The organism is Micromonospora sp. NBRC 110009, assembly GCF_030518795.1.
Taxonomy (GTDB): Bacteria; Actinomycetota; Actinomycetes; order Mycobacteriales; family Micromonosporaceae; genus Micromonospora.
Window position 1 is genome coordinate 3,637,165 of the sequence record NZ_CP130427.1, and the last position, 22,447, is coordinate 3,659,611.

General features: G+C 72.8%; 23 protein-coding genes. 16 read left to right on the forward strand and 7 right to left on the reverse strand.

All coding sequences use genetic code 11. The features are described from left to right. Positions 1-33: 33 nt before the first annotated feature. On the reverse strand, positions 34-1,434 hold the full coding sequence (locus Q2K19_RS17445; protein ID WP_302762351.1) for an alpha,alpha-trehalose-phosphate synthase (UDP-forming): 1,401 nt from the start codon (positions 1,432-1,434) through the stop codon (positions 34-36). 317 nt (positions 1,435-1,751) lie between these two features. Between Q2K19_RS17445 and ettA the strand changes: the two genes are divergently transcribed. From ettA to Q2K19_RS17465, 4 genes are all read left to right on the forward strand, one after another. After that, positions 1,752-3,428 carry an energy-dependent translational throttle protein EttA gene (ettA, locus tag Q2K19_RS17450; protein WP_302762352.1) on the forward strand — a complete coding sequence of 559 codons (1,677 nt, stop codon included), beginning with the start codon at positions 1,752-1,754 and terminating at the stop codon, positions 3,426-3,428. After that, complete coding sequence (locus Q2K19_RS17455) at positions 3,421-3,864, forward strand: acyl-CoA thioesterase (RefSeq protein ID WP_302762353.1); 444 nt, start codon at positions 3,421-3,423, stop codon at positions 3,862-3,864. The genes ettA and Q2K19_RS17455 overlap by 8 nt, the downstream gene beginning before the upstream one ends. A 28-nt stretch (positions 3,865-3,892) precedes the next feature. After that, complete coding sequence (locus tag Q2K19_RS17460) at positions 3,893-4,561, forward strand: hypothetical protein (RefSeq protein WP_302762354.1); 669 nt, start codon at positions 3,893-3,895, stop codon at positions 4,559-4,561. Between the two features lie 131 nt (positions 4,562-4,692). Beyond that, positions 4,693-5,274 (forward strand): type III secretion system chaperone family protein, encoded by a 582-nt coding sequence (locus tag Q2K19_RS17465; RefSeq protein ID WP_302762355.1) that lies wholly within the window; start codon positions 4,693-4,695, stop codon positions 5,272-5,274. Between the two features lie 51 nt (positions 5,275-5,325). Here the strand turns inward: Q2K19_RS17465 and Q2K19_RS17470 are convergent, their stop codons facing one another. The 3 genes from Q2K19_RS17470 to Q2K19_RS17480 form a co-directional block, all read right to left on the reverse strand. Continuing rightward, the gene (locus tag Q2K19_RS17470) at positions 5,326-5,715 is read right to left on the reverse strand and encodes a globin (RefSeq protein ID WP_302772581.1); all 390 of its coding nucleotides are present in this window, start codon (positions 5,713-5,715) and stop codon (positions 5,326-5,328) included. 77 nt (positions 5,716-5,792) lie between these two features. Then, positions 5,793-7,163, reverse strand: a complete 1,371-nt coding sequence (locus tag Q2K19_RS17475; RefSeq protein WP_302762356.1) for an MFS transporter — start codon at positions 7,161-7,163, stop codon at positions 5,793-5,795. Between the two features lie 242 nt (positions 7,164-7,405). Next, positions 7,406-8,446, reverse strand: coding sequence for a mechanosensitive ion channel family protein (locus tag Q2K19_RS17480; protein WP_302772583.1), 1,041 nt, complete (start codon positions 8,444-8,446; stop codon positions 7,406-7,408). A gap of 302 nt (positions 8,447-8,748) precedes the next feature. On the opposite strand from Q2K19_RS17480, the gene Q2K19_RS17485 reads away from it, so the two are divergent. Beyond that, positions 8,749-9,288: an HNH endonuclease gene (locus Q2K19_RS17485; protein WP_302762357.1), complete on the forward strand. Its 540-nt coding sequence runs from the start codon at positions 8,749-8,751 to the stop codon at positions 9,286-9,288. Between the two features lie 7 nt (positions 9,289-9,295). Here Q2K19_RS17485 and Q2K19_RS17490 read toward each other — a convergent pair whose 3' ends face one another. The 3 genes from Q2K19_RS17490 to Q2K19_RS17500 all read right to left on the reverse strand — a co-directional run bounded on the left by Q2K19_RS17490 (position 9,296) and on the right by Q2K19_RS17500 (position 11,626). Next, positions 9,296-10,048, reverse strand: a complete 753-nt coding sequence (locus tag Q2K19_RS17490) for a class F sortase (RefSeq protein WP_302772586.1) — start codon at positions 10,046-10,048, stop codon at positions 9,296-9,298. Positions 10,049-10,513: 465 nt separating this feature from the next. Continuing rightward, positions 10,514-11,023: a hypothetical protein gene (locus Q2K19_RS17495; protein WP_302762358.1), complete on the reverse strand. Its 510-nt coding sequence runs from the start codon at positions 11,021-11,023 to the stop codon at positions 10,514-10,516. 132 nt (positions 11,024-11,155) lie between these two features. Next, positions 11,156-11,626, reverse strand: a complete 471-nt coding sequence (locus Q2K19_RS17500) for an Lrp/AsnC family transcriptional regulator (RefSeq protein ID WP_302762359.1) — start codon at positions 11,624-11,626, stop codon at positions 11,156-11,158. 141 nt (positions 11,627-11,767) lie between these two features. Here Q2K19_RS17500 and Q2K19_RS17505 point away from each other — a divergent pair, with 141 nt between their 5' ends. From Q2K19_RS17505 to Q2K19_RS17555, 11 genes are all read left to right on the forward strand, one after another. Beyond that, on the forward strand, positions 11,768-12,652 hold the full coding sequence (locus Q2K19_RS17505; RefSeq protein ID WP_302762361.1) for a tryptophan 2,3-dioxygenase: 885 nt from the start codon (positions 11,768-11,770) through the stop codon (positions 12,650-12,652). Between the two features lie 14 nt (positions 12,653-12,666). Next, positions 12,667-13,944, forward strand: coding sequence for a kynureninase (gene kynU, locus Q2K19_RS17510; protein WP_302762363.1), 1,278 nt, complete (start codon positions 12,667-12,669; stop codon positions 13,942-13,944). After that, positions 13,941-15,275 carry an FAD-dependent oxidoreductase gene (locus Q2K19_RS17515; protein ID WP_302762365.1) on the forward strand — a complete coding sequence of 445 codons (1,335 nt, stop codon included), beginning with the start codon at positions 13,941-13,943 and terminating at the stop codon, positions 15,273-15,275. Before kynU ends, Q2K19_RS17515 begins: the two co-directional genes overlap by 4 nt. A 20-nt stretch (positions 15,276-15,295) precedes the next feature. After that, positions 15,296-16,777 carry a 2-hydroxymuconic semialdehyde dehydrogenase gene (locus Q2K19_RS17520; RefSeq protein ID WP_302772588.1) on the forward strand — a complete coding sequence of 494 codons (1,482 nt, stop codon included), beginning with the start codon at positions 15,296-15,298 and terminating at the stop codon, positions 16,775-16,777. A gap of 65 nt (positions 16,778-16,842) precedes the next feature. After that, positions 16,843-17,637: a 2-keto-4-pentenoate hydratase gene (locus tag Q2K19_RS17525; protein WP_302762366.1), complete on the forward strand. Its 795-nt coding sequence runs from the start codon at positions 16,843-16,845 to the stop codon at positions 17,635-17,637. After that, positions 17,634-18,566 carry an acetaldehyde dehydrogenase (acetylating) gene (locus Q2K19_RS17530; RefSeq protein WP_302762368.1) on the forward strand — a complete coding sequence of 311 codons (933 nt, stop codon included), beginning with the start codon at positions 17,634-17,636 and terminating at the stop codon, positions 18,564-18,566. Before Q2K19_RS17525 ends, Q2K19_RS17530 begins: the two co-directional genes overlap by 4 nt. Further along, entirely contained in the window at positions 18,563-19,618 is a 1,056-nt protein-coding gene (gene dmpG, locus Q2K19_RS17535; protein ID WP_302762370.1) for a 4-hydroxy-2-oxovalerate aldolase, read from the forward strand. Before Q2K19_RS17530 ends, dmpG begins: the two co-directional genes overlap by 4 nt. Next, positions 19,615-20,388 (forward strand): 2-keto-4-pentenoate hydratase, encoded by a 774-nt coding sequence (locus Q2K19_RS17540; RefSeq protein ID WP_302762372.1) that lies wholly within the window; start codon positions 19,615-19,617, stop codon positions 20,386-20,388. Before dmpG ends, Q2K19_RS17540 begins: the two co-directional genes overlap by 4 nt. Before the next feature lie 20 nt (positions 20,389-20,408). Then, on the forward strand, positions 20,409-20,861 hold the full coding sequence (locus tag Q2K19_RS17545) for a RidA family protein (protein ID WP_302762374.1): 453 nt from the start codon (positions 20,409-20,411) through the stop codon (positions 20,859-20,861). Further along, complete coding sequence (locus tag Q2K19_RS17550) at positions 20,861-21,385, forward strand: 3-hydroxyanthranilate 3,4-dioxygenase (protein ID WP_302762376.1); 525 nt, start codon at positions 20,861-20,863, stop codon at positions 21,383-21,385. The genes Q2K19_RS17545 and Q2K19_RS17550 overlap by 1 nt, the downstream gene beginning before the upstream one ends. Then, positions 21,385-22,407 (forward strand): amidohydrolase family protein, encoded by a 1,023-nt coding sequence (locus Q2K19_RS17555; RefSeq protein ID WP_302762378.1) that lies wholly within the window; start codon positions 21,385-21,387, stop codon positions 22,405-22,407. Before Q2K19_RS17550 ends, Q2K19_RS17555 begins: the two co-directional genes overlap by 1 nt. Positions 22,408-22,447 lie beyond the last annotated feature (40 nt).

The following is a 22,447-nucleotide window of genomic DNA, read 5'->3' on the forward strand; positions in this document are numbered from 1 at the left end:
CCCCGGCCTGCGGAGTGGCGGTGGCGGGGGAGTTCACGCGGCCTCCGCATCGGGCACGCCGAGTTCGGTCAGGAAGGACTTGGCCCAGTGCCCCACGTCGTGGGTGCGCAGGTGGCGCTGCATTATCCGCATCCGGCGGCGGGCCTCGGGTTTCTCGACGTGCACGGCGCGCAGCAGCGCGTCCTTCACCGCGTCGGGGTCGTGCGGGTTGCACAGGAAGGCCTGACGCAGCTCTGTCGCGGCGCCGGCGAACTCACTGAGCACGAGCGCGCCGCCCTGGTCGGCGCGCGATGCGACGTACTCCTTGGCCACCAGATTCATTCCGTCTCGAAGGGGGGTCACCATCATCACGTCGGCCGCGACGTACATCGCGGCCAGTTCCGAGCGACTGTACGACTGATGCAGATAATGCACTGCGGGCACACCCACCCGTCCGAATTCGCCGTTAATCCGGCCTACCTCGCGCTCGACCTTCACCCGAAGTGCCTGGTAGTGCTCGACGCGCTCGCGGCTCGGCGTGGCGACCTGCACCATGACCGCGTCGGGGACGGTCAACTTTCCGTCAGCGAGGAGCTCCCGGAAGGCCTTGAGCCGGAGCTCGATGCCCTTGGTGTAGTCGAGCCGGTCCACGCCCAGGACGATGGTCTTCGGGTTGCCCAGCTCCTCGCGGATCTGCTTGGCCCGAGCCTGGATCGCCGGGTCGGCGGCCATCCGCTCCATCTCCTTGGTGTCGATGGAGATGGGGAACGCCCCGGCCTTCACCTGCCGCCCGTCGACCTGGATCATCTGCCCTTCGTACCGCAGGCCGAGCAGGTGGCGGGCGAGCCGGACGAAGTTCTGCGCCGCCAGCCGCTGCTGGAAGCCGACCAGGTCGGCGCCGAGCAGGCCGCGCAGGATCTCGGTGCGGAACGGCATCTGCATGAACAGCTCGATCGGCGGGAACGGGATGTGCAGGAAGAACCCGATCCGCAGGTCGGGCCGGAGCTCGCGGAGCATCGCCGGGACGAGCTGGAGCTGGTAGTCCTGCACCCAGACCGTCGCCCCCTCGGCCGCGACGTCCGCCGCGGCCTCCGCGAACCGGGCGTTGACCAGCCGGTACGCCTCCCGCCAGCGGCGCTTGTACGCCGGGGTCTCGACCGCGTCGTGGTAGAGCGGCCAGATCGTCGCGTTGGACTGCCCCTCGTAGTACCGCTCCAGCTCCTCGGCGCTCAGCGGCACCGGGTGCAGCCGGATCCCCTCCAGGTCGAACGGCTCCGGGGCGGCGCCCGTGCCGCCGGCCCAGCCGACCCAGGTGCCCTGGTGCTCGGCGAGGACCGGGTGCAGTGCGGTGACCAGCCCGCCCGGGCTGCGCCGCCACTGCCGCCCCTCGGGTGTGCTCACCTCGTCGACCGGCAGGCGGTTCGCCACTACGACAAAGGAGCTACGGACGGTCACGATCGGCCACCTCCGGGTGCTGACGGGTCCACCGCGCTGAGCGTACTGAGCGTAGCTGCGGCGTCTGTTCCCCCGTGCCTGAGTTCCCTACCCGTCCCAGAACCACCGAACCCCCAATCGTGATCTTGTCGACATCGGGCCGGTCGCGGCGCGCGTACCGCCCCCGGCGGGGTGATGTGGGCGGAGCGGGCCGTACCTGTCAGGATTGACGATGGCGTGCGCGTGGCCGGCCCCCGGCCGGCGGCGGCGGGCGGAAGTCGCCGCCCGCGCCCGCGCCCCGAAGCTCGCGATCGCAACCGACGGAGGTAGCCCGCACCGTGGCCCAGTTCATCTACGTCCTGGAAAAGGCGCGCAAGGCGCACGGCGACAAGGTCGTGCTCGACAACGTGACGCTGAACTTCCTGCCGGGGGCCAAGATCGGTGTGGTCGGCCCGAACGGCGCCGGTAAGTCCAGCCTCCTCAAGATCATGGCAGGCTGGGACCAGCCGAGCAACGGCGAGGCCCGGCTCATGCCCGGCTACACCGTCGGCATGCTGGCGCAGGAGCCGCCGCTCAACGACGCCAAGACCGTCCTCGGCAACATCGAGGAGGCGGTCGCCGAGACCAAGGCGAAGCTGGAGCGGTTCAACAAGATCGCCGAGCAGATGGCGACCGACTACTCCGACGAGCTGATGGAGGAGATGGGCAAGCTCCAGGAGGAGCTGGACCACGCCGACGCCTGGGACATCGACTCCAAGCTCGAGCTGGCGATGGACGCCCTGCGCTGCCCGCCGCCGGACGCCGACGTCACCCAGCTCTCCGGTGGTGAGCGTCGCCGGGTGGCGCTCTGCAAGCTGCTGCTGGAGGCCCCCGACCTGCTGCTGCTCGACGAGCCCACCAACCACCTAGACGCGGAGAGCGTGCAGTGGCTGGAGCAGCACCTGGCCAAGTACGCCGGCACGGTGATCGCGATCACCCACGACCGGTACTTCCTCGACAACGTGGCCAACTGGATCCTCGAGCTGGACCGCGGCCGGACCTACCCGTACGAGGGCAACTACTCCACCTACCTGGAGAAGAAGGCCGCCCGGATGTCCGTCGAGGGCCGGCGCGACGCCAAGATGAAGAAGCGGCTGAGCGAGGAACTGGAGTGGGTCCGCTCCAACGCCAAGGCCCGGCAGACCAAGTCCAAGGCCCGCCTCGACCGCTACGAGGAGATGGCCAACGAGGCGGAGAAGACCCGGAAGCTGGACTTCGAGGAGATCCAGATCCCGCCGGGCCCGCGCCTGGGCAGCACGGTCATCGAGGTCAACCACCTCACCAAGGCCTTCGGGGACCGGGTGCTGATCGACGGCCTCAGCTTCTCCCTGCCGCGCAACGGCATCGTCGGCGTGATCGGCCCGAACGGCGTCGGTAAGACCACGCTGTTCAAGACCGTCGTCGGGCTGGAGGAGCCGACCGACGGCTCGGTCCGGGTCGGCGACACGGTCTCGCTGTCGTACGTCGACCAGAGCCGGGCCGGCCTGGCCGGGGACAAGACGGTCTGGGAGACGGTCTCCGACGGGCTGGACCACCTCATGGTGGGCAAGGTCGAGATGCCGTCCCGGGCGTACATCGCCGCGTTCGGCTTCAAGGGTCCGGACCAGCAGAAGCCGACCAAGGTGCTCTCCGGCGGCGAGCGGAACCGGCTCAACCTGGCGCTGACCCTCAAGATCGGCGGCAACGTGATCCTGCTCGACGAGCCGACCAACGACCTGGACGTGGAGACCCTCTCCAGCCTGGAGAACGCGCTGCTGGAGTTCCCCGGCTGCGCCGTGGTCATCTCCCACGACCGGATGTTCCTGGACCGGGTCGCCACGCACATCCTGGCCTGGGAGGGCGACGACCAGAACCCGGCCAAGTGGTTCTGGTTCGAGGGCAACTTCGAGGCGTACGAGAAGAACAAGATCGACCGGCTCGGTGCCGAGGCCGCCCGTCCGCACCGGGTGACCTACCGCAAGCTGACCCGTGACTGACCGGTTCGTCTACCACTGCACGCTGCGCTGGTCCGACCTGGACGCGTACGGCCACGTCAACAACTCGCGCTTCCTCACGCTCTACGAGGAGGCGCGGGTGGCCATGATGTTCGCCGGCGGCCGGGCGTGGGGGGTGGGCTCGTTCGCCGACGGGGTCGTCATCCGTCGGCACGAGGTCGACTACCTGCGCCCGGTCGACTACGCGCTGGGTCGGGCCACCGCGGAGGTGGCCCCGACGGTCCGGATCGAGCTCTGGGTGGAGGAGATCCGCGCCGCCTGGTTCAGCGTCGCCTACGAGCTGTACGACGGCGACGTGCTGGCCAGCCGGGCCCGCTCGGTGCTGGTCCCGTTCGACCTGGCCGCGCAGCGGCCGCGCCGGATCTCCCCGGAGGAGCGGGCCTTCCTGCTCCGGTACGCCCCCGGGGTGGCCCCGTGAGCGCGCGATCGCGCACCGAGGAAGTCCGATGAGTGCGCCGGCCCTGGGCCACGGGCTGGCCGGCGTGGCGGACGCCGGAGCCTTCCTGGCCCGGCTGGTCCGGCTGGACCCGGCCACCCTGGTCCGGCTGCGGCCGGTGCCGGGCGCGGGGCGTACCGCCCTCTGGGCCCGGCTGCCGTGGGGCGTCCTGGTCGTCCGGACGGTCGAGGGGGCGGCCCCGGAGGACGCCACGGTCGCCGCCGCAGAGCTGCTGGCCGAGTTGGCGGCGGGCGGCGCGGCGCTGCCCCGACGCCGTGACGACGGGTGGCGCTGGGCGCTCCCGCCGGTGGCCAGCCGGGCGGTGGAGGCGTTGCCCGCCGATGAGGTCCGCCGGATCGCCGCCGCCGCGGCCGGCGCGCTGCGGGAGGCGGCCACGCACGGCGTGGGCGGCCGCGCGGTGGGGCAGCGGGCGCTGCGCGACGCGTTGCTGGACCACGTCGCGGTGGTGGTGACCCCGGACGACGCGCCGGACGCCCCGGTGGAGGTGCCGCAGCGGCTGGTGCAGGGGCTGGTCCGGATGGGCTTCCTCGGCACGGGCGACGTCCAGGTACGGGTGGCCGGCCGTTGGGTCGGTCTGGTCGGACCGTATGGAGCGGCCTGGTCGCAGAAGGCCGCCGAATTCGCCCTGACGCCCGTATCGAGTCATCCGAACGGATGACCCCTGTTCGTCCTTCCGGTTTGGGGCGTCCGTTGGGGGGATGCCTCAACCCGGCTGTCCGGGTACCGTCCATCCTCGGATCCAACGCACCGTAGGCGATTGGATCCGCTGGGGAGTGAGGTGCGCGAGCGATGCCGTGGTGGTCATGGCGCCCAGGTCCCGCCGGCGGCGGCGATCCGGAAACTCGAACCGGAATCACAATGGAGGACACCGTCCGGGTCGGACCACCGACCCCCCGCCAGCCGGGGGACGACGCGGCCGCCGAGCGCCCGGTGATCTCGGACATGCCGGCCACCGTCGGGCCGGTCACCCTCCCGCGGGTCTGCGAGGCGCTCGACCTGCTCGACGTGCGCTACCTCGCCGACGGCGACGGCAACCTGCTGGCCATGTGGGAGCGGCACGCCGTGCTGGTCACCCTCGAGGGGCCGGACGACGAGATCCTGGTGATGCGGGCCCGGCCGCACGCGACGGTGCCGCCGGACTGGGCCGACCGGGCCTACCGGGTGGTCAACGAGTGGAACCACACCCGGCGGTTCTGCAAGGCCTACATCGGCGACCCGACCGAGCGCGGGCAGCTGCCGATCTACGCCGAGCTCCAGGTGCCGCTCGGCGCCGGCACCCACGACGCGCTGCTGGTCGAGATGCTCGACTGCGGCGCCGCCGTGGCCACGACCTTCGTGGACTGGCTGCACGACGAGGGCGCGCTGCTCTGATCCGGCCGCCGTCGGGGCCGCCGGTCCCGACGGCGGCGCGGCCGGTCGCCGTCAGGCCCCGGCCGCCGGGTCCTCCACCACGTTCACCATGAAGTACGCGGCCCGCTCCAGGTAGTTCCAGAGCGCGGCGGCGACCTCGGGCGGCAGGTCCAGCCGGTCCACCGCCCGCCGCATGTGGTGGAGCCAGGCGTCCCGCTCCGCCGCCCCGATCCGGAACGGCGCGTGGCGCATCCGCAGCCGCGGGTGGCCGCGCTGCTCGGAATAGGTGCGCGGGCCGCCCCAGTACTGGATGAGGAAGAGGGTCAACCGGTCGGCCGCCGGGCCGAGGTCCTCCTCCGGATACATCGGCCGCAGCAGCGGGTCGGTGGCGACGCCCACGTAGAACTCGTCCACCAGCTTGCGGAAGGTGGGTTCGCCGCCGATCGCCTCGAAGAGGGTCATCGACTCGCCTGGGGAAGTCACCGTTCCATCCTGCCAGGTGCGGCCGGCGCGCGATCCCCGCCCACCGCCGGCGTTGGTCAGGTCACCGCGTGCCGTTGCCGGGCCCGCTCGCCGGCCGCTCGGGCCGGCACGTGCGGGCGGAGACCCGCCGGGACCGACGGGTCGGCCGAGTTGGCCCGGGCGGCCGCCTCCAGCGCCGCGTCCACCGTCTCGGGGCGCGGCCAGGTGAGCGCCGCCGCGAGCACCAGCAGCACCCCGGCGACGCTCCATCCGCCGACCACGTCGGGGATGGTGAAGTGCTCGGCGAGCGCCCCGGTGACGAGCACCGCGGCGCCCTGGACGATCTGCGTCCCGCTGGCCATCACGCCGAACGCCCGCGCCCGGTAGGCGTCGGGCAGGGCGCGGACGAAGAGGCCGTTGGCCACCGGGATCAGCCCCGCGACGGCGAAGCCGCACGCCGCGGCGAGGAGCGCCACCACGAGCGGCGAGGGGTCGAACAGGGCGGGGACGAGCACCGCCGGGGCGAGGACCGCCAGCGGGCGCATCAGCGCCAGCCGGCGGGCCGGCCCGAGGAGCCGGCCGATCATCAGCCCACCGAGGATGTAGCCGACCGGGTTGGCGGCCATGATGATCGCCTGGGCGGCGCCGTTGTCCAGGTCGCCGCCGCTCTGCTCGGCGGCCCACGCCGCGGCGAGGCCCTCGGGGACGATGGAGAAGAGCGACGCGCTGAACACCAGCACGGCGATGGCCCGCAGCAGCGGCTGGCCGAAGACGATCCGGAAACCCTGTCCGGTCTCCCGCAGCAGGTGGCTGCGGTGGGCCGCGGTCATCGCGGGCGGCCGGTCCCGCAGGCCGAACCGGACCAGGGCGGCCGACACGGCGAAGGTGGCCGCGTTGATCAGCAGGGCGGCGGCGGGGCTGACCGCCGCGATGGCCGCGCCGAGCAGGTATCCGACGACCTGGGCGGCCTGCCCGGTGCTCGAGATGATCGAGAGCCCGACCACCAGCCGGTCGCCGGGCAGGATCTGCGGCGTCACGGCGGACCGCGCGGCCTGGCTCGGCGGGTTGGCCAGGGTGGCGGCGAAGATCAGGGCGAGGACCGCCCAGGGTGGCATCCCGGGCAGCGCCACCAGGACCATCAGCGCCATCCGGACCAGGTCGCAGGTGACCATCACCTGCCGGTACCGGTGCCGCTCGGCGACCGCGGCGAGCACCGGGCCACCGATCAGCCAGGGCAGGTAGCTGGCCGCGAACGCGGCGGCGGAGAGCGCCACCGACTGGGTCTCCCGGTAGACGAGCACCGTGACGGCGGCCTTGGCGAGGTAGTCGCCGACCCAGGACAGGGCGTTGGCGGCGAAGAGCGCGCGGAACTCGGCCTGGGCGAACACGTCGCGAAAGGTGGCCGGGCCCTCCGCGGCCGGTCGCTCGTCGGACACCGTCGCCTCCATCGTCCTCGGCGTCGGCCCACTCGTGATGGCCGACCGGGGACCGTCGTCAGATCTCGGATCAGCGAGGACACGAGCCCGCTCCGGTGGGAGCGTGCTGACCGGATTCTGCCCGATCGTCTGAGCAACGGCTAGGGTGAACGGATGGATCGTCGCATCTCCGACTGAACGAACGGACGATACCCGAGGGGCCGCACGGTGGGGAACCCCCGAAATCGGTCCCCGCTCCGGTGGCGGGCCAGCTCCTACGTCGCGCCGCCGGTGCCCGTCTCGCCCGGGGCCTGCGGCCGGGTGGGCATCCCCGGATAGAGCCGGGCCGCCGCGATCCGGGCGGTGATGCCCGAGTTCTCCAGTGCCTCGGCCAGCCGGCGGCGCAGCTCACGGCCGACCGCGAACTGACCGTCGGCCGTCGTCTTGACCACCGTACGGAGCACCGCGCCGTCCACCGTGATCTGTTCCACGCCGAGCACGTCCGGCTCCTCGACGATCTGCGGCGCCAACTCGGGATCCATCGCCACCGAGGCCGCCGCCGTACGCAGCACCGCGGTGGCCTCCTCGGTGCCGGCGAAGCCGATCGGCAGGTCGACCACCACCAGGGCCCAGCCCTGGCTCTTGTTGCCGACCCGGACGATCTCGCCGTTGCGGATGTACCAGAGCACGCCGCGGCCGTCCCGGACCGTGGTGACCCGCAGGCCCACCGCCTCGACCACGCCGGTCGCCTCGCCCAGGTCGACCGTGTCGCCGACGCCGTACTGGTCCTCGATCAGCATGAACAGGCCGGCGATCAGGTCCTTGACCAGGCTCTGCGCGCCGAAGCCGAGCGCCACGCCGGCGATGCCGGCGCTGGCCAGCAGCGGCGCCAGGTCGAAGCTGAACTCGCGCAGGACCATCAACAGCGCGATACCGAAGACGAACGCGGTGACCACGCTGCGCAGCACCGAACCGATCGCCTCGGCTCGCTGTCGCCGCCGTTCCGGTACGAACTCCTCGGGAGTGAGCGTGGCGGACGGGATCCGCTCGCGCAGCGGCCGGAGCAGGGTCGGCACCGCGCCCTCGGTGGTGGTGCGGACCAGCCGGTTGATCGTCCGGTGCAGCGCCCAGCGGGCGGCCACCGCCAGCAGCACGATCAGGATGATCCGCAGCGGCTTGAGGATGATCCAGTAGCTGCCCTCGGCGAGCCAGGTCGAGTTGGTCAGCTCCAGGATGGGCTTGCACCAGTCGTTGGTCCGGCAGTCGACGGAGGGCGTTGGGTCGGGGCTGGGCGCGGCGGCCAGGGCGCGCAGCATCAGGTTGGTGGCACTCACCCTGCTTTCGTACCGCACGCCCGCTGTGTGCCGGCTGTTGACCCACCGCCGCCCCACCGCTCGGACAGTAACCGATCATCACGGGCGGAACCGGCCATCCTGACAGGCCCGGAAAAAGCTTCGTGGGGTACCCCGGATTAGTGCGTGCAATCCGGGTCGCGATCAGGGACGATTGGCGCAACGGACGTCGGTGATCCGGCCGGCGTCGGTGTCGTTCCCCGCTGCCTGCGGGGCGGGCCCGGCGCGACAGCGGCAGGAGCGGCTGGACCGGGAGGGTGAGCGCGATGCCTGACATACGACCCACGGCGGGCTCCGGTGCGCTCGTTCTCAACGCCACCTATGAGCCGCTGTGCGTCGTCTCGGTGCGTCGTGCCGCCATCCTCGTCCTCTCCGCCAAGGCCGTCTGCGTCGCCGACGGCGACGGCATCCTGCACAGCGCGCGCAACGCGCTCCCGGTCCCCTCGGTGGTCCGGCTGACCCGCTACGTCCGGGTCCCCTACCGCTCCCACGTCGGGCTCTCCCGCCGGGCGGTCTTCGCGCGGGACGGCTGGCGCTGCGCCTACTGCCGCGGGCCGGCGGAGACCATCGACCATGTCTTTCCCCGCAGCCGGGGTGGCCGGCACGCCTGGGAGAACGTGGTGGCCGCCTGCGCCCGGTGCAACCACACCAAGGGCGACAAGACCCCGGCCGAGCTGGGCTGGCGGCTGCACAACCTGCCGGCCGTGCCGAAAGGGACGGCGTGGCGGGTGCTCGGGCACCGGGCGCCGGACCCGCGCTGGGCCAACTGGCTCGACCTGCGCGAGCCCGAGCCCGAGGCGGCCTGAGCCCGGGTCAGGGGCCACGCGCCTGCACCAGGGACGCGTAGACCACCAGGTTGTCGGCGTAGCCGGTCTCGCCGCCCACCCACCGGCCACCGCACGTGATCAGGCGCAGGTTGGGCCGGCTGAAGTCGCCGAAGATCTCGTCCACCGGCAACTTCTCCTTGCCGTACCGCTGCACCGAGGTGACCTCGAAGATCGCCACCGAGTGGTCCTCCCGGGTCACCTCGACCCGGTCGCCGTCGTCGAGTTGCTTGAGATTGTGGAAGACGGCCGGACCGGTGGTGGTGTCGACGTGGCCGACGATCACCGCTGGGCCGTACTGCCCGGGGGTGGGCCCCCGGTCGTACCAGCCGGCCTCGCCGGCCTTCTCCAGCTCGGGTACCGCGATGGTGCCGTCGGGGGCGAGGCCGACCCGGTGCACCGGCGCCCGCAGGCCGAGGGTGCCGATCGAGAGGTGCGTCGGTGGGCTCGCCGGCAGCACGGGAAACTTCTTCGGCGGCGGCCGCAGCCCGGCGAAAAGCCGGTCGGGCAGCACGCTGAGCCCGGTCACCCGTTCCATCCCGAGCATGGCCACGATCAGCACCATCACCGCCGCCACCACCAGCACCGGGGCGCCGGGGCCGCGGCGGGCGGCGTACCGCCAGCGGGCCGCAGCGGTGGTGGGTCGGACCGGGACCGGCCGGGCCCGCGCGTCGGCGGTGGCCACGCTCGCGGTGGAGGCGTGGCCGGCGGCGCGGGTGAACCGGCGGACCGCCGCGGTCACCGCCCGGAGCGAGGCACGTAGCCGGTCGTTGGGCGCGGCGGCCGGGCCGCGCCGGGCAGGGCCGGCCCGCCGGCTAGCCCCGTTGGCCCCCGGCCTCGGCACGCGGCCGACGCCCCGCGCCGAGGGAATCCGCCCCCCGTCGCCCTGGATCTGCGCCGTGCGGCCGCCCCGGATTCGCGCGGTGCGGCCGTCGCCCTGGATCCGCGCGGTACGACCGCCCTTGATCCGCCCCGCGCGGCCAGCGCCCTGGATCCGTGCGGTGCGATCGTCGCCCTGGATCCGCGTCGCGCGGCCGTCGCCCTGGATGCGCGGGGTGCGAGCCTCGCCGTGGATCCGCACGGTACGGGCGTCCCGGGGGGTCCGGCTGGCGCGGCCGTCACCGCGGATCCGCGTCGGTCGGCCGTCGTCTCGGATGTCCGGCTGCCGGCCGGCTCGGGTCCGTTGGTGGGCCATGGCCGCACCTCGTCAGAAGCGCGACCGGGTCCTGCGACGGGCGCCGACGCCGGCCACCACCGCCACCGCGACGAGCCCGCCGACCAGCAGCAGCGACCCGGCGCCCCGGCCGCCCGCGGTGCCGCCACCGCCGGTTGCCGGGCCCTTGCTCGGCTGGGCCATGTTCAGCACGGTGAGTACGGTCGAGGCCGTCTTCCCGTTGGAGCAGCGCAGATCGACCGGGAAGTCCCCGGCCTGCTTGTTGCCCGGGATGGTCACCGCTCCGGTGAGGAAGCCGTTGTCCGGGCGGAGCATGACCCGCCCGAAGGCGTCCGAGTTCACGTCGGCCTGCCGGTTGTTCGCGTTGTCGCAGCTGGCCCGGATGTTCACCCGGGTGCCGGCCTGTGCCGGATTCGGCGTGACCTCGACGAAGACGTTCTCCCCGGCCCGCGCCGGGGTGACGGTCATCAGGACGAACGCCGCGACCAGTCCCAGTACGGTCAGGACGGCCGACAGGGCGCGGCGTGACACGAGCCCTCGCATGATTCCCCCCTTCCGGTGCGGTGCACCGGAATCCTGCTGACGGGCAGTGGGGGCTGCTTTCCCGGCGGTTCGGGGTGTTAACAGGGGACCCCTGCTCTGCATCAGGCGTTAAGAGGGGCCCTTCCTTGCGGCTCAGCGGCGGCGGCCGCGCGGCGTCGAACCGGACGGCGGGAGCGGGGTGACCGGGTGCCAGTCCAGCGGGGTGGAGAGGACCATGGTGCTGGACGGCTGGCCGTACGGGGCGAGCCGGTCGATGACCCCCTCGAACTCGCCCATCGACCCGGCCGCCACCTTGAGCATGCTGCACGCGTCGCCGGTGATCCGGTGGATTTCCATGATCTCCGGCCAGCCGGCCACCTCGGGGTCGTTGAGGATGCAGCGCGAGCCGTAGCAGGACATCCGGATCAGGGCGAGCACGGTCCGGCCGGCCCGGGTCAGGTCCACGTGCGCGTGGTAGCCGGTGATCACGCCGGACTCCTCCAGCCGGCGGACCCGCTCGGCGACGGCTGGCGGCGACAGGTGCACCCGGCGGGACAGCTCGCTGTAGGAGAGCCGGGCGTCGGCCTGGAGTTCGCGCAGCAGCGCCCAGTCCATGTCGTCCACGCGGTGACCTTTCTTCCGTGAAGTCGAGTGCGGGGGAAGCCTTCCGAGTGACAGGCGATACCACCGTACCGCCGTTGAACAGGCATTCCATCTGCGGATCCACTGGCGGGATCATGTCGTCTACCCCGCGTACCGGAGGAGATGACGGTGGAACAGACGACGGTGGTCCGGCCGGCCACCCCGCAACAGCGGGCGGCCCGGGCGGCGCGCAACGCGGGCGAGCCGACGCTGGAGTTCGCCGACCGGGTGCCCTACGACGCGTACGTCCGGGCGAGCACGCTGCACCAGCTGCAGGAGCCGCTCAGCGACGACCCGGGCGAGATGTCCTTCCTGATGGTCAGCCAGATCATGGAGCTGTACTTCGGGCTGACCTGCCACGAGCTGCGGCACGCCCAGCGGGAGCTGCGGGCCAACCGGATCTGGGAGGCGCTGCCCCCGCTGCGCCGGGCCGCCCTGCACCTGGAGGGGCTCAACGCCGCCTGGCAGGGGCTGCGCTGGATGACGCCGGCCGACTTCAACCGCTTCCGGAACCTGCTCGGCGAGGGCTCCGGCTTCCAGTCCGCGATGTACCGCCACCTGGAGTTCCTGCTCGGCCTCCGCGACCCGGCGCTGATCCGCCCGTTCCGCCGGCAGACCGAGGTGTACGCCGAGCTGACCGCCGCCCTCGCCACCCCGAGCCTCTGGGACGATGTGGTCGCCCTGCTCGCCCGGCGCGGCTTCGACCTCCCGGCCGAGTTGCTCGACCGGGACGTGACGGTCGAGCACGAGCCGCACCCCGCCGTCGAGGCGGCCTGGGTGCGGATCTACGCCGACGGCGGCCCCGACAACCACCTGCGCCTGCTCGGCGAGGCGCTGACGGAGGTGGCCGAGCGGTTCGGTGACTGGCGCTGGCACCACATCAAGGCGGTGCAGCGCTCGATGGGCGCCAAGGTCGGCAGCGGCGGCTCCGCCGGGCTGGCCTGGTTGCAGCGCAGCATGGCCCGGGTGGTCTTCCCGGAGCTGTGGTCGGCCCGGACCGCGATGTGACCGGAGAGAACAGCATGCACACCTCCGAGGCAGAAGCCCGCGCCCTCGACGCCGCGGACCCCGGACACCGGCACCTCTTCCTCGTGCCACCCGCCGAGGGCGGGCGGCACCCCGACGTGGCGTACCTGGCCGGCAACTCGCTGGGTCTGCAACCCCGGGCCACCCGGGACGAACTCCTCGCCGACCTGGACGCCTGGCGCAAGCTGGGCGTGGAGGGGCACCTGGAGGCGGAACGGCCCTGGCTGCCGTACCACGAACTGCTGACCGCGCCGGCCGCGCGACTGGTCGGCGCGCTCCCCGCGGAGACCGTGGTGATGAACTCCCTCACGGTCAACCTGCACCTGCTGATGGTGAGCTTCTACCGGCCGGCGGGAGAGCGGACCCGGATCGTCATCGAGGACAGCGCCTTCCCCTCGGACAGCTACGCGGTGCGCAGCCAGGCCCGCTTCCACGGCCTCGACCCGGACGCCACCGTGGTCCGGCTCAAGCCGCGCCCCGGCGAGGACACCCTGCGCCCGCAGGACGTCCTCGACTTCCTCGCCGCCGAGGGACACACCGTCGCGCTGGTGCTGCTGGGCGGGGTCAACTACCTGACCGGCGAGCTGATGGACATCCCGGCGATCACCGCCGCCGGGCGGGCCGCGGGCGCGGTGGTCGGCTGGGACCTGGCGCACGCGGTCGGCAACGTCCCCCTCGCGCTGCACGACTGGGACGTGGACTTCGCCGCCTGGTGCTCGTACAAGTACCTCAACTCCGGGCCGGGGGCCCTCGCGGGCGTCTTCGTCCACGAGCGACACCTCGGCGACCCGGACCTGCCCCGCTTCGAGGGCTGGTGGAGCACCGAGGCCAGCACCCGGTTCGAGATGACCCCGGTGTCCCGGCCGCCCGCCACGGTCGAGGCGTGGCAGATCTCCAACCCGCCGATCTTCGCGATGGGCCCGGTGCGTACCTCGCTGGAGCTGTTCGACTCCGTCGGCATGCCGGCGCTGCGCGAACGCAGCCTCCGGCTCACCGGCTACCTGGAACGGCTGCTGGACGAGGTGACCGCCGACCGGCCGCTGACCGTGGTGACCCCGCGCGACCCGGCCCGCCGCGGCTGCCAGCTCTCGGTGCGGATCGGAACGGGCAGCGCCAACGAGCTGACCAAGCGGCTGCGGCACGAGCACGGGGTGATCGCCGACGCCCGGGAGCCGGACATCGTCCGGTTCGCCCCGGTACCGCTCTACTCGACGTACCACGACTGCTGGCGGGTCGCCGACGCGCTGGCCGCGACAGTGGAGGTGGATCAGTGACCGAGCGACGCGACGAGATCGCGGTGGTCGGCGCCGGACTGGCCGGCTGCCTGCTCGCCTGCTTCCTGGCCCGGCGCGGCTACCCGGTGGCCCTCTACGAGCGGCGGCCCGACCCGCGGACCGGGCAGGTCGAGCGGGGCCGCTCGATCAACCTGGCGCTCTCCGAGCGCGGCCTGGACGCGCTGCGCCGCATCGGGCTGGACCAGCAGGTGATGGCGGACGCGCTGCCGATGCGCGGCCGGATGATCCACCCGGTGGCGGGCGAGCCGCAGTTCCAGTCGTACAGCGTCTCGGGCGACCGGGCGATCAACTCGATCAGCCGGGGCGCGCTGAACAACGCGCTGCTCGACGCCGCCGCCGCGCTGCCCGGCGTGCGGATCGCCTTCGACCACCGGCTGGTCGGGCTCGACCCGGCCACCGGCGAGATGACCTTCGATACCCCGCCGGGCAAGGTCGCCACCACCGCGTCGGTCGTCCTCGGCGCCGACGGCGCCGGCTCCGCCGTGCGCGGGCAGCTTCTCGAACACGGGGTGCTGACCGAGAGCCTGGACTTCCTCGACTACGGCTACAAGGAACTCACCATCCCGCCGGTCGGCGGGGAGTTCGCCCTCGATCCGGGCGCGCTGCACATCTGGCCGCGCGGCACCTCGATGATGATCGCGCTGCCCAACCCGGACCGCTCCTTCACCTGCACGCTCTTCTGGCCGACGCACGGCACGCAGAGCTTCGCCTCACTGGGCAGCCCGGCCGCCATCGAGCGGTACTTCGCCACCCACTACCCGGACCTGATCCCGCTGGCCCCGAACCTGGTGGACGACTACCAGCACAACCCGGTCGGCGTGCTCGGCACCGTCCGCTGCGCCCCCTGGCAGGTGGACGGGAAGGTGGGCCTGCTGGGCGACGCCGCGCACGCCATCGTGCCGTTCTACGGCCAGGGCGCGAACTGCGCCTTCGAGGACGTGGTCGAGCTGGACCGCTGCCTGGACGAGTGCGGCGACCAGTGGGCGTCGGCGCTGCCGCTGTTCCAGCACCGACGGCAGGCCAACGCCGAGGCGATCGCCCGGATGGCGCTGGCCAACTTCGTGGAGATGCGGGACAAGGTCGCCTCGCCGGTGTTCCAGACCCGCAAGAAGATCGAGCACGCGCTGGAGCGGGCGCTGCCCGGCCGGTACGTCTCGCAGTACGAGCTGGTCTCCTTCTCCACCACCCCGTACGCCCAGGTGCGCCGCCGGGTGCGCCGGCAGTACCAGGTGGTCGGGGCGGTGGCGGCCGGCGCGGCGGCGGCGCTGGCCGGCGTGGCGATGGCGCTCGGCCGAGGGAGGCGAGGATGAGTCTCTGGGATCCCCGGCTGATGGCCGGACACGCGCCGGACGGCCCCGGCCTGCTGCGCAACTTCGTCGGCGGCTCCTTCGTGGACGTCGGGACCCGGTTCACCAAGCGCAGCCCGGTGACCGGCGAGCCCGTCTTCGAGGTGGTCGAGGCTTCCTCGTCCGTCGTGGACTACGCGGTGGCGGCCGCCCGGGCGGCGCTGCGCGGCCCGTGGGGCCGGATGGGTGAGCGGGAACGCGCCGAGGTGCTCCGCCGGGTCGCCGACGAGCTGGAACGCCGCTTCGACGACCTGGTCGCCGCCGAGGTGGCGGACACCGGCAAGGCCATCTCCCAGGCCCGCACCCTGGACATCCCGCGCGGCGCGGCCAACTTCCGGGCGTTCGCCGAGATCGTGGCGACCGCGCCGACCGAGTCGTTCACCACGGTCACCCCGACCGGCGGCCGGGCGCTGAACTACGCGGTCCGCAAACCGGTCGGCGTGGTCGCCGTGATCGTGCCGTGGAACCTGCCGTTGCTCCTGCTCACCTGGAAGGTCGCCCCGGCCCTGGCCTGCGGCAACGCCGTGGTGGTCAAGCCCAGCGAGGAGACCCCCGCCTCGGCCACCCTGCTCGCCGAGGTGATGGCCGCCGCGGGCGTGCCGGAGGGCGTGTTCAACCTGGTGCACGGCTTCGGCCCCGACTCGGCCGGGGAGTTCCTCACCCGGCACCCGGGCGTGGACGCGATCACCTTCACCGGGGAGTCCGCCACCGGCAGCGCCATCATGCGCGCCGCGGCGGACGGGGTGAAGGCGGTCAGCTTCGAGCTGGGCGGCAAGAACGCCGGGCTGGTCTTCGCCGACGCCGACCTGGACGCCGCGGTCGCCGGGTCGGTCCGGTCCAGCTTCACCAACGGCGGCCAGGTCTGCCTCTGCACCGAGCGGATCTACGTGCAGCGGCCGGTCTTCGAGGAGTTCACCGCGCGGCTGGCCAAGCGCGCCGACGAACTGGCGTTCGGCTGGCCGGCCGACGAGGCGACCGCGAACATGCCGCTGATCTCGCACGCCCACCGGGACAAGGTGCTCGGCCACTACGAACTGGCCCGGGCCGAGGGCGCCGAGGTGCGCGCCGGGGGCGGGACGCCGCGCTTCGGCGACGCCCGCGACGGCGGCGCGTACGTGCAGCCGACCGTGCTGACCGGGCTGGGCCCGGACGCCCGCACCAACCGGGAGGAGATCTTCGGCCCGGTGGTCCACGTCGCCCCGTTCGACGACGAGGAGGAGGCGTACGCGCTGGCCAACGGCACCGACTACGGCCTGGCGGCGACGGTCTGGACCCGGGACGTGGGCCGGGCGCACCGGGCCGGGTCCCGGTTGGACGCCGGCATCGTCTGGGTGAACACCTGGTTCCTGCGCGACCTGCGCACCCCGTTCGGCGGGGTGAAGGCGTCCGGCATCGGCCGGGAGGGCGGGGTGCACTCCCTCGACTTCTACTCCGAACTCACCAACGTCTGCGTGGACCTCACATGAGCGAGCGGAGTGCGCGCGGCGGGCAGAATGGCCGGCGTCGTCAGCGTACGCAGCGAGGAGCGGGGATGACCGTCGACATCGAAGCCGCGAACCGAGAACTGGCCGTCGCCCGGCAGGAGGAGAAGCCGTGCCCGCCCCTGCGCGGCCGGCTGCTGCCCGAGGGCGACATCGAGGCCGCCTACCAGGTGCAGCAGGTCTACACCCGGCAGCGGCTGGGCAAGGGCCACCGCCGGGTGGGCGCGAAGATCGGGCTCACCTCCCGCGCCGTGCAGGAGAACTTCGGCGTCTTCCAGCCCGACTTCGGGGTGCTCTTCGACGACATGGCGGTCGGCGACGGGGTCGAGGTGCCGATGGGGCGGCTGCTCCAGCCCCGGGTGGAGGCGGAGATCGCCTTCGTGCTCGGCACCGACCTGCCCGACGAGCGGGTCACCACCGTCGACCTGATCCGGGCGGTGGACCACGTGCTGCCGGCCATCGAGATCGTCGACTCGCGGATCGCCGGCTGGGACATCTCCATCGTGGACACCGTCGCGGACAACGCCTCCAGCGGGCTCTTCGTGCTCGGCACCGCGCCGCGCCGGCTGGCCGACGTCGACCTGCGGCTCTGCGGCATGGTGCTGGAGCACGCCGGCGAGCCGGTCTCGGTCGGCGCTGGGGCGGCCTGCCTGGGCAACCCGTTGCACGCGCTGGAGTGGCTGGCGGGCACGATGGCCCGGGCCGGCGACCCGTTGCGGGCCGGGGACGTGGTGCTCTCCGGGGCGCTCGGCCCGATGGTGCCGGTCACCCCGGGCGCCGCGTACGAGGCGCGGATCTCCGGGCTCGGCTCGGTGCGGACCTGTTTCTCCCGGGAGGCGTCATGAGCATCGGTGTGGCCGTGCTCGGGTCGGGCAACATCGGCACCGACCTGATGATCAAGGTGTTGCGGCTGAGCGACCGGTTGCGCATGGTGGCGCTGGCCGGCATCGACCCGGAGTCCGACGGCCTGGCCCGCGCCCGCCGGCTCGGCGTGGCCACCACCGCCGAAGGTGTGGACGGCCTGGTGGCCCTGCCCGAGTTCGCCGACGTCGAGCTGGTCTTCGACGCCACCTCGGCCGGCGCGCACCGGCACAACGACGCCGTGCTGCGGGCGCACGGCCGGACCGTGGTCGATCTGACCCCGGCTGCCCTCGGCCCGTACGTGGTGCCGCCGGTGAACCTCGACGAGCACCTGCACCAGCCGAACGTCAACATGGTCACCTGCGGCGGGCAGGCCACCGTGCCGATCGTGCACGCCGTCGGGCGGGTCACCCCGGTCGCGTACGGGGAGATCGTCGCCTCGATCGCCTCGAAGTCGGCCGGGCCGGGCACCCGGGCCAACATCGACGAGTTCACCGAGACCACCGCCCGGGCGATCGAGGTGGTCGGCGGGGCCGAGCGCGGCAAGGCCATCATCGTGCTCAACCCGGCCGACCCGCCGCTGCTGATGCGGGACACCGTCTACTGCCTCTGCCCGGACGCCGACGCCGACCGGTCCGCGATCGCCGGCTCGGTGGCCGACATGGTCAAGACCGTGCAGGAGTACGTCCCGGGCTACCGGCTCAAGCAGGACGTGCAGTTCGACCGGGTGGACACCTACGTCCCGTCGCTGGGGCGGCACCTCACCGGGCTCCAGGTCTCGGTCTTCCTGGAGGTCTCCGGCGCCGGGCATTACCTGCCCGCGTACGCCGGGAACCTGGACATCATGACCTCTGCCGCGCTGCGCACCGCGGAGCGGCTGGTCACCCTGCGGGCCAAGGGGGTGCCGGCATGACCGACCTCTACATCCAGGACGTCACGCTGCGGGACGGGATGCACGCGATCGCCCACCGCTACACGGTGGACCAGGTGCGCGCCATCGCCGCGGCGCTGGACGCGGCCGGGGTGGCCGCGATCGAGGTGGCCCACGGCGACGGCCTGGCCGGCTCCAGCGTCAACTACGGCCACGGCGCGGCCAGCGACGCCGACTGGATCTCCGCCGCCGCGGAGGTGATGACGACCGCGAAGCTCACCACCCTGCTGCTGCCCGGCATCGGCACCATCGCCGACCTCAAGGCGGCCAGGGCGCTCGGCGTGACCAGCGTCCGGATCGCCACCCACTGCACCGAGGCGGACATCTCCGCCCAGCACATCTCGTGGGCGCGGGAGAACGGCATGGACGTCTCCGGGTTCCTGATGATGTCGCACATGAACGACCCGGCCGGGCTCGCCGCCCAGGCCAAGCTCATGCAGTCGTACGGGGCGCACTGCGTCTACGTCACCGACTCCGGCGGCCGGCTGCTGATGTCCGACGTGGCCGAGCGGGTCGACGCGTACCGGCAGGTGCTCGAACCGGAGACGCAGATCGGCATCCACGCCCACCACAACCTGTCGCTCGGCGTCGCCAACAGCGTGGTGGCGGTCGAGCACGGCCGGATCCTCGGGGACGGCCCGCTCGGCTCCCCGTCCGGCCGGACCGTCCGGGTGGACGCGTCGCTGGCCGGCCAGGGCGCGGGCGCCGGCAACGCCCCGCTGGAGGTCTTCGTCGCGGTCGCCGAGCTGCACGGGTGGAAGCACGGCTGCGACGTGTTCGCGCTGATGGACGCGGCCGACGACATCGTCCGCCCGCTCCAGGACCGGCCGGTCCAGGTGGACCGGGAGACGCTCTCCCTCGGCTACGCGGGCGTCTATTCCAGCTTCCTCCGGCACGCCGAACGCGCCTCGGCGAAGTACGGGGTGGACGTCCGGTCGATCCTGGTCGAGCTGGGCCGGCGCCGGATGGTCGGCGGCCAGGAGGACATGATCGTGGACGTGGCACTCGACCTGGCCGGCAAGGAGAACTCATGATCGGACCGGACATCGCGGGGATCGCCGGGAAGCTGGGCGCGGCCGCCGACACGGCCACCGCGATCCCGCAGCTCGCCGCCGAGACGGGCCTCGACGTGGACACCGCGTACGCGGTGCAGACCGCGCTGCTGCAGCACCGCCTCGACCGGGGTGAGCGGCTGGTCGGGCTGAAGATGGGGCTGACCAGCAAGGCGAAGATGGCCCAGGTCGGGGTGGACGAGGTGATCTGGGGTCGGCTCACCGACGCGATGCGGGTCCCCGACGGCGGCACGGTCGACGTGGGCGCCTTCATCCACCCGCGGGTGGAGCCGGAGGTGGCGTTCCTGCTGGACCGGCTGCCCGAGCCCGGCGAGCCGGTCGGCGCCTTCACCGACGCGGTGCGCGCGGTCGCCCCGGCGATCGAGCTGATCGACTCCCGGTACGCCAACTTCACCTTCTCCCTGCCGGACGTCATCGCCGACAACACCTCGGCCGCGGCGTTCGTCGTCGGGCCCTGGTCGCCGGTGCCGGACGGCCTGGAGAACCTCGGCGTGCTGCTGGAGATCGACGGGCGGGTGGCCCAGGTCGGCTCGACCGCGGCGATCCTCGGCGACCCGCGTCGCGCGCTGGACGAGGGGATCCGGCTCGCCGGCCGGCACGGCGTCCGGCTCCGCGAGGGCTGGGTCTTCCTGGCCGGGGCGGCCACCGCGGCCGTGCCGCTGCGCCCCGGCGCGCACGTCCGGGCCGTCGTCGAGAAGCTCGGCACCACGTCGTTGGCGGCGGCGTCGTGAGCGCGAGGAGTGAGCCGGGGGTGCGAGCCCCGCAGTCGCGAACAGCGGGGAATCCAACCGCCCGGGTGGTGGCCGGCAAGGCCGTGCCGCGCGGCGCCTTCCCGCACGTCAAGGTCGCGGGCGGCTTCGTCTTCGTCTCGGGTACGTCGTCGCGGCGGCCGGACAACACCTTCGCCGGCGTCTCGGTGGACGAGCTCGGCACGACCGACCTCGACATCCGGGCGCAGACCCGGGCCGTCATCGAGAACATCCGCGACCTGCTGCGGTCGGTCGGCGCCGACCTGTCCGACCTCGTCCAGGTCACCAGCTACCTGGTCAACATGAATGACTTCGGTGGATACAACGAGGTGTGGGCGGAGTTCTTCGACGCCACCGGCCCGACCCGGACCACGGTGGCGGTACACCAGCTCCCGCACCCGCACCTGCTGATCGAGATCCAGGCAGTGGCCCTACTTCCGTCGGGAGGTCAGTGATGAGTGAGATCGCCGAGCCGTTCAGCTTCCAGGGCTGGATCGGGGAGAACCAGCACCTGCTGAAGCCGCCGGTGGGCAACAAGGAGATGCTGCCGGGCAGCGACGACTTCATCGTCATGGTGGTGGGCGGCCCGAACCAGCGCACGGACTTCCACGTCGACCCGTACGAGGAGTTCTTCTACCAGGTCAAGGGCAACATGCACATCAACCTGATGCTGCCGGAGGGGCCGCGTACGGTGCACGTGCGCGAGGGGCAGATGTGGATGCTGCCGCGCAACACCCCGCACTCGCCGCAGCGGCCCGAGGCCGGCTCGATCGGCATGGTGATCGAGCGGGTCCGCGAGGAGGGCACCCTGGAGAAGTTCCAGTGGTACTGCCCCCAGTGCAGCCACAAGGTGCACGAGGTGGAGCTCCAGGTGCGCGACATCGCCGCCGACCTGCCGCCGGTCTTCGCGGCGTTCTACGCCGACGAGAAGGCCCGCACCTGCACCAACTGCGGCGCGCTGCACCCGGGCAAGGGCTGATGCCGGGACCCGTCGTCGACGTGCACACGCACGTCGTACCCAAGGGGTGGCCGGACCTCGCCGCGGCCTGCGGCGGGTCCGGCTGGCCCTGGCTGCGGGTGGACTCCGAGCGCGCGGCCATGATCATGGTGGGGGAGACGGAGTTCCGGCCGGTCGGCGCGGAGTGCTGGGAGGCGGAGACCCGGCTGGCCGACATGGCCGCCGACGGCGTCGACGTGCAGGTGGTCTCGCCCACCCCGGTCTTCTTCAGCTACGACCGCCCGGCCGAGCAGGCGGTCCGGGTGGCCCGGATCTTCAACGACCTGACCCTGGAGGTCACCGCCGCCGGGGGTGACCGGCTGGTGCCGTTCTGCCAGGTGCCGTTGCAGGACCCGGACGCCGCCTGCGCCGAGCTGGATCGCTGCCTGGCCGCCGGCCACGTCGGGGTGGAGATCGGCAACCACGTGGGCGACCGGGACCTGGACGACGCCGGCATCGTCGAGTTCCTCACCCACTGCGCCCGGGTCGGCGCGCCGGTCTTCGTGCACCCGTGGGACATGCCGGGCGGGCCCCGGCTGGACCGGTGGATGGCCCGCTGGCTGACCGGGATGCCCGCCGAGACGCACCTGTCGGTGCTGGCGCTCATCCTCGGCGGGGTCTTCGACCGGGTGCCGGAGACGCTGCGGATCTGCTTCGCGCACGGCGGCGGCAGCTTCCCGTTCTGGCTGGGTCGCGCCGACAACGCCTGGCACCGCCGCGGTGACCTGGTACGCGGCGCCTCGACCGCGCCGCCCAGCTCCTACGTCGACCGGTTCTGCGTCGACTCGGTGGTCTTCGAGCCGGCCGCGTTGCGGCTGCTGGTCGACACCATGGGGGAGGACCGGGTGCTGGTCGGCAGCGACTACCCGTACCCGCTGGGGGAGCGGCCGGTCGGGCAGGTGGTCCGCAAGGCGGACTTCCTCTCCGCGGACCAGCGCGACAAGCTCCTCTCCCGCAACGCCCTGCGCTTCCTCGGGGTCGCCCCGCCCGGAACTCTGTCCTGATCGGCGCCCGGCCGTGTCGGGACGCGGACGCCGGTCCGGC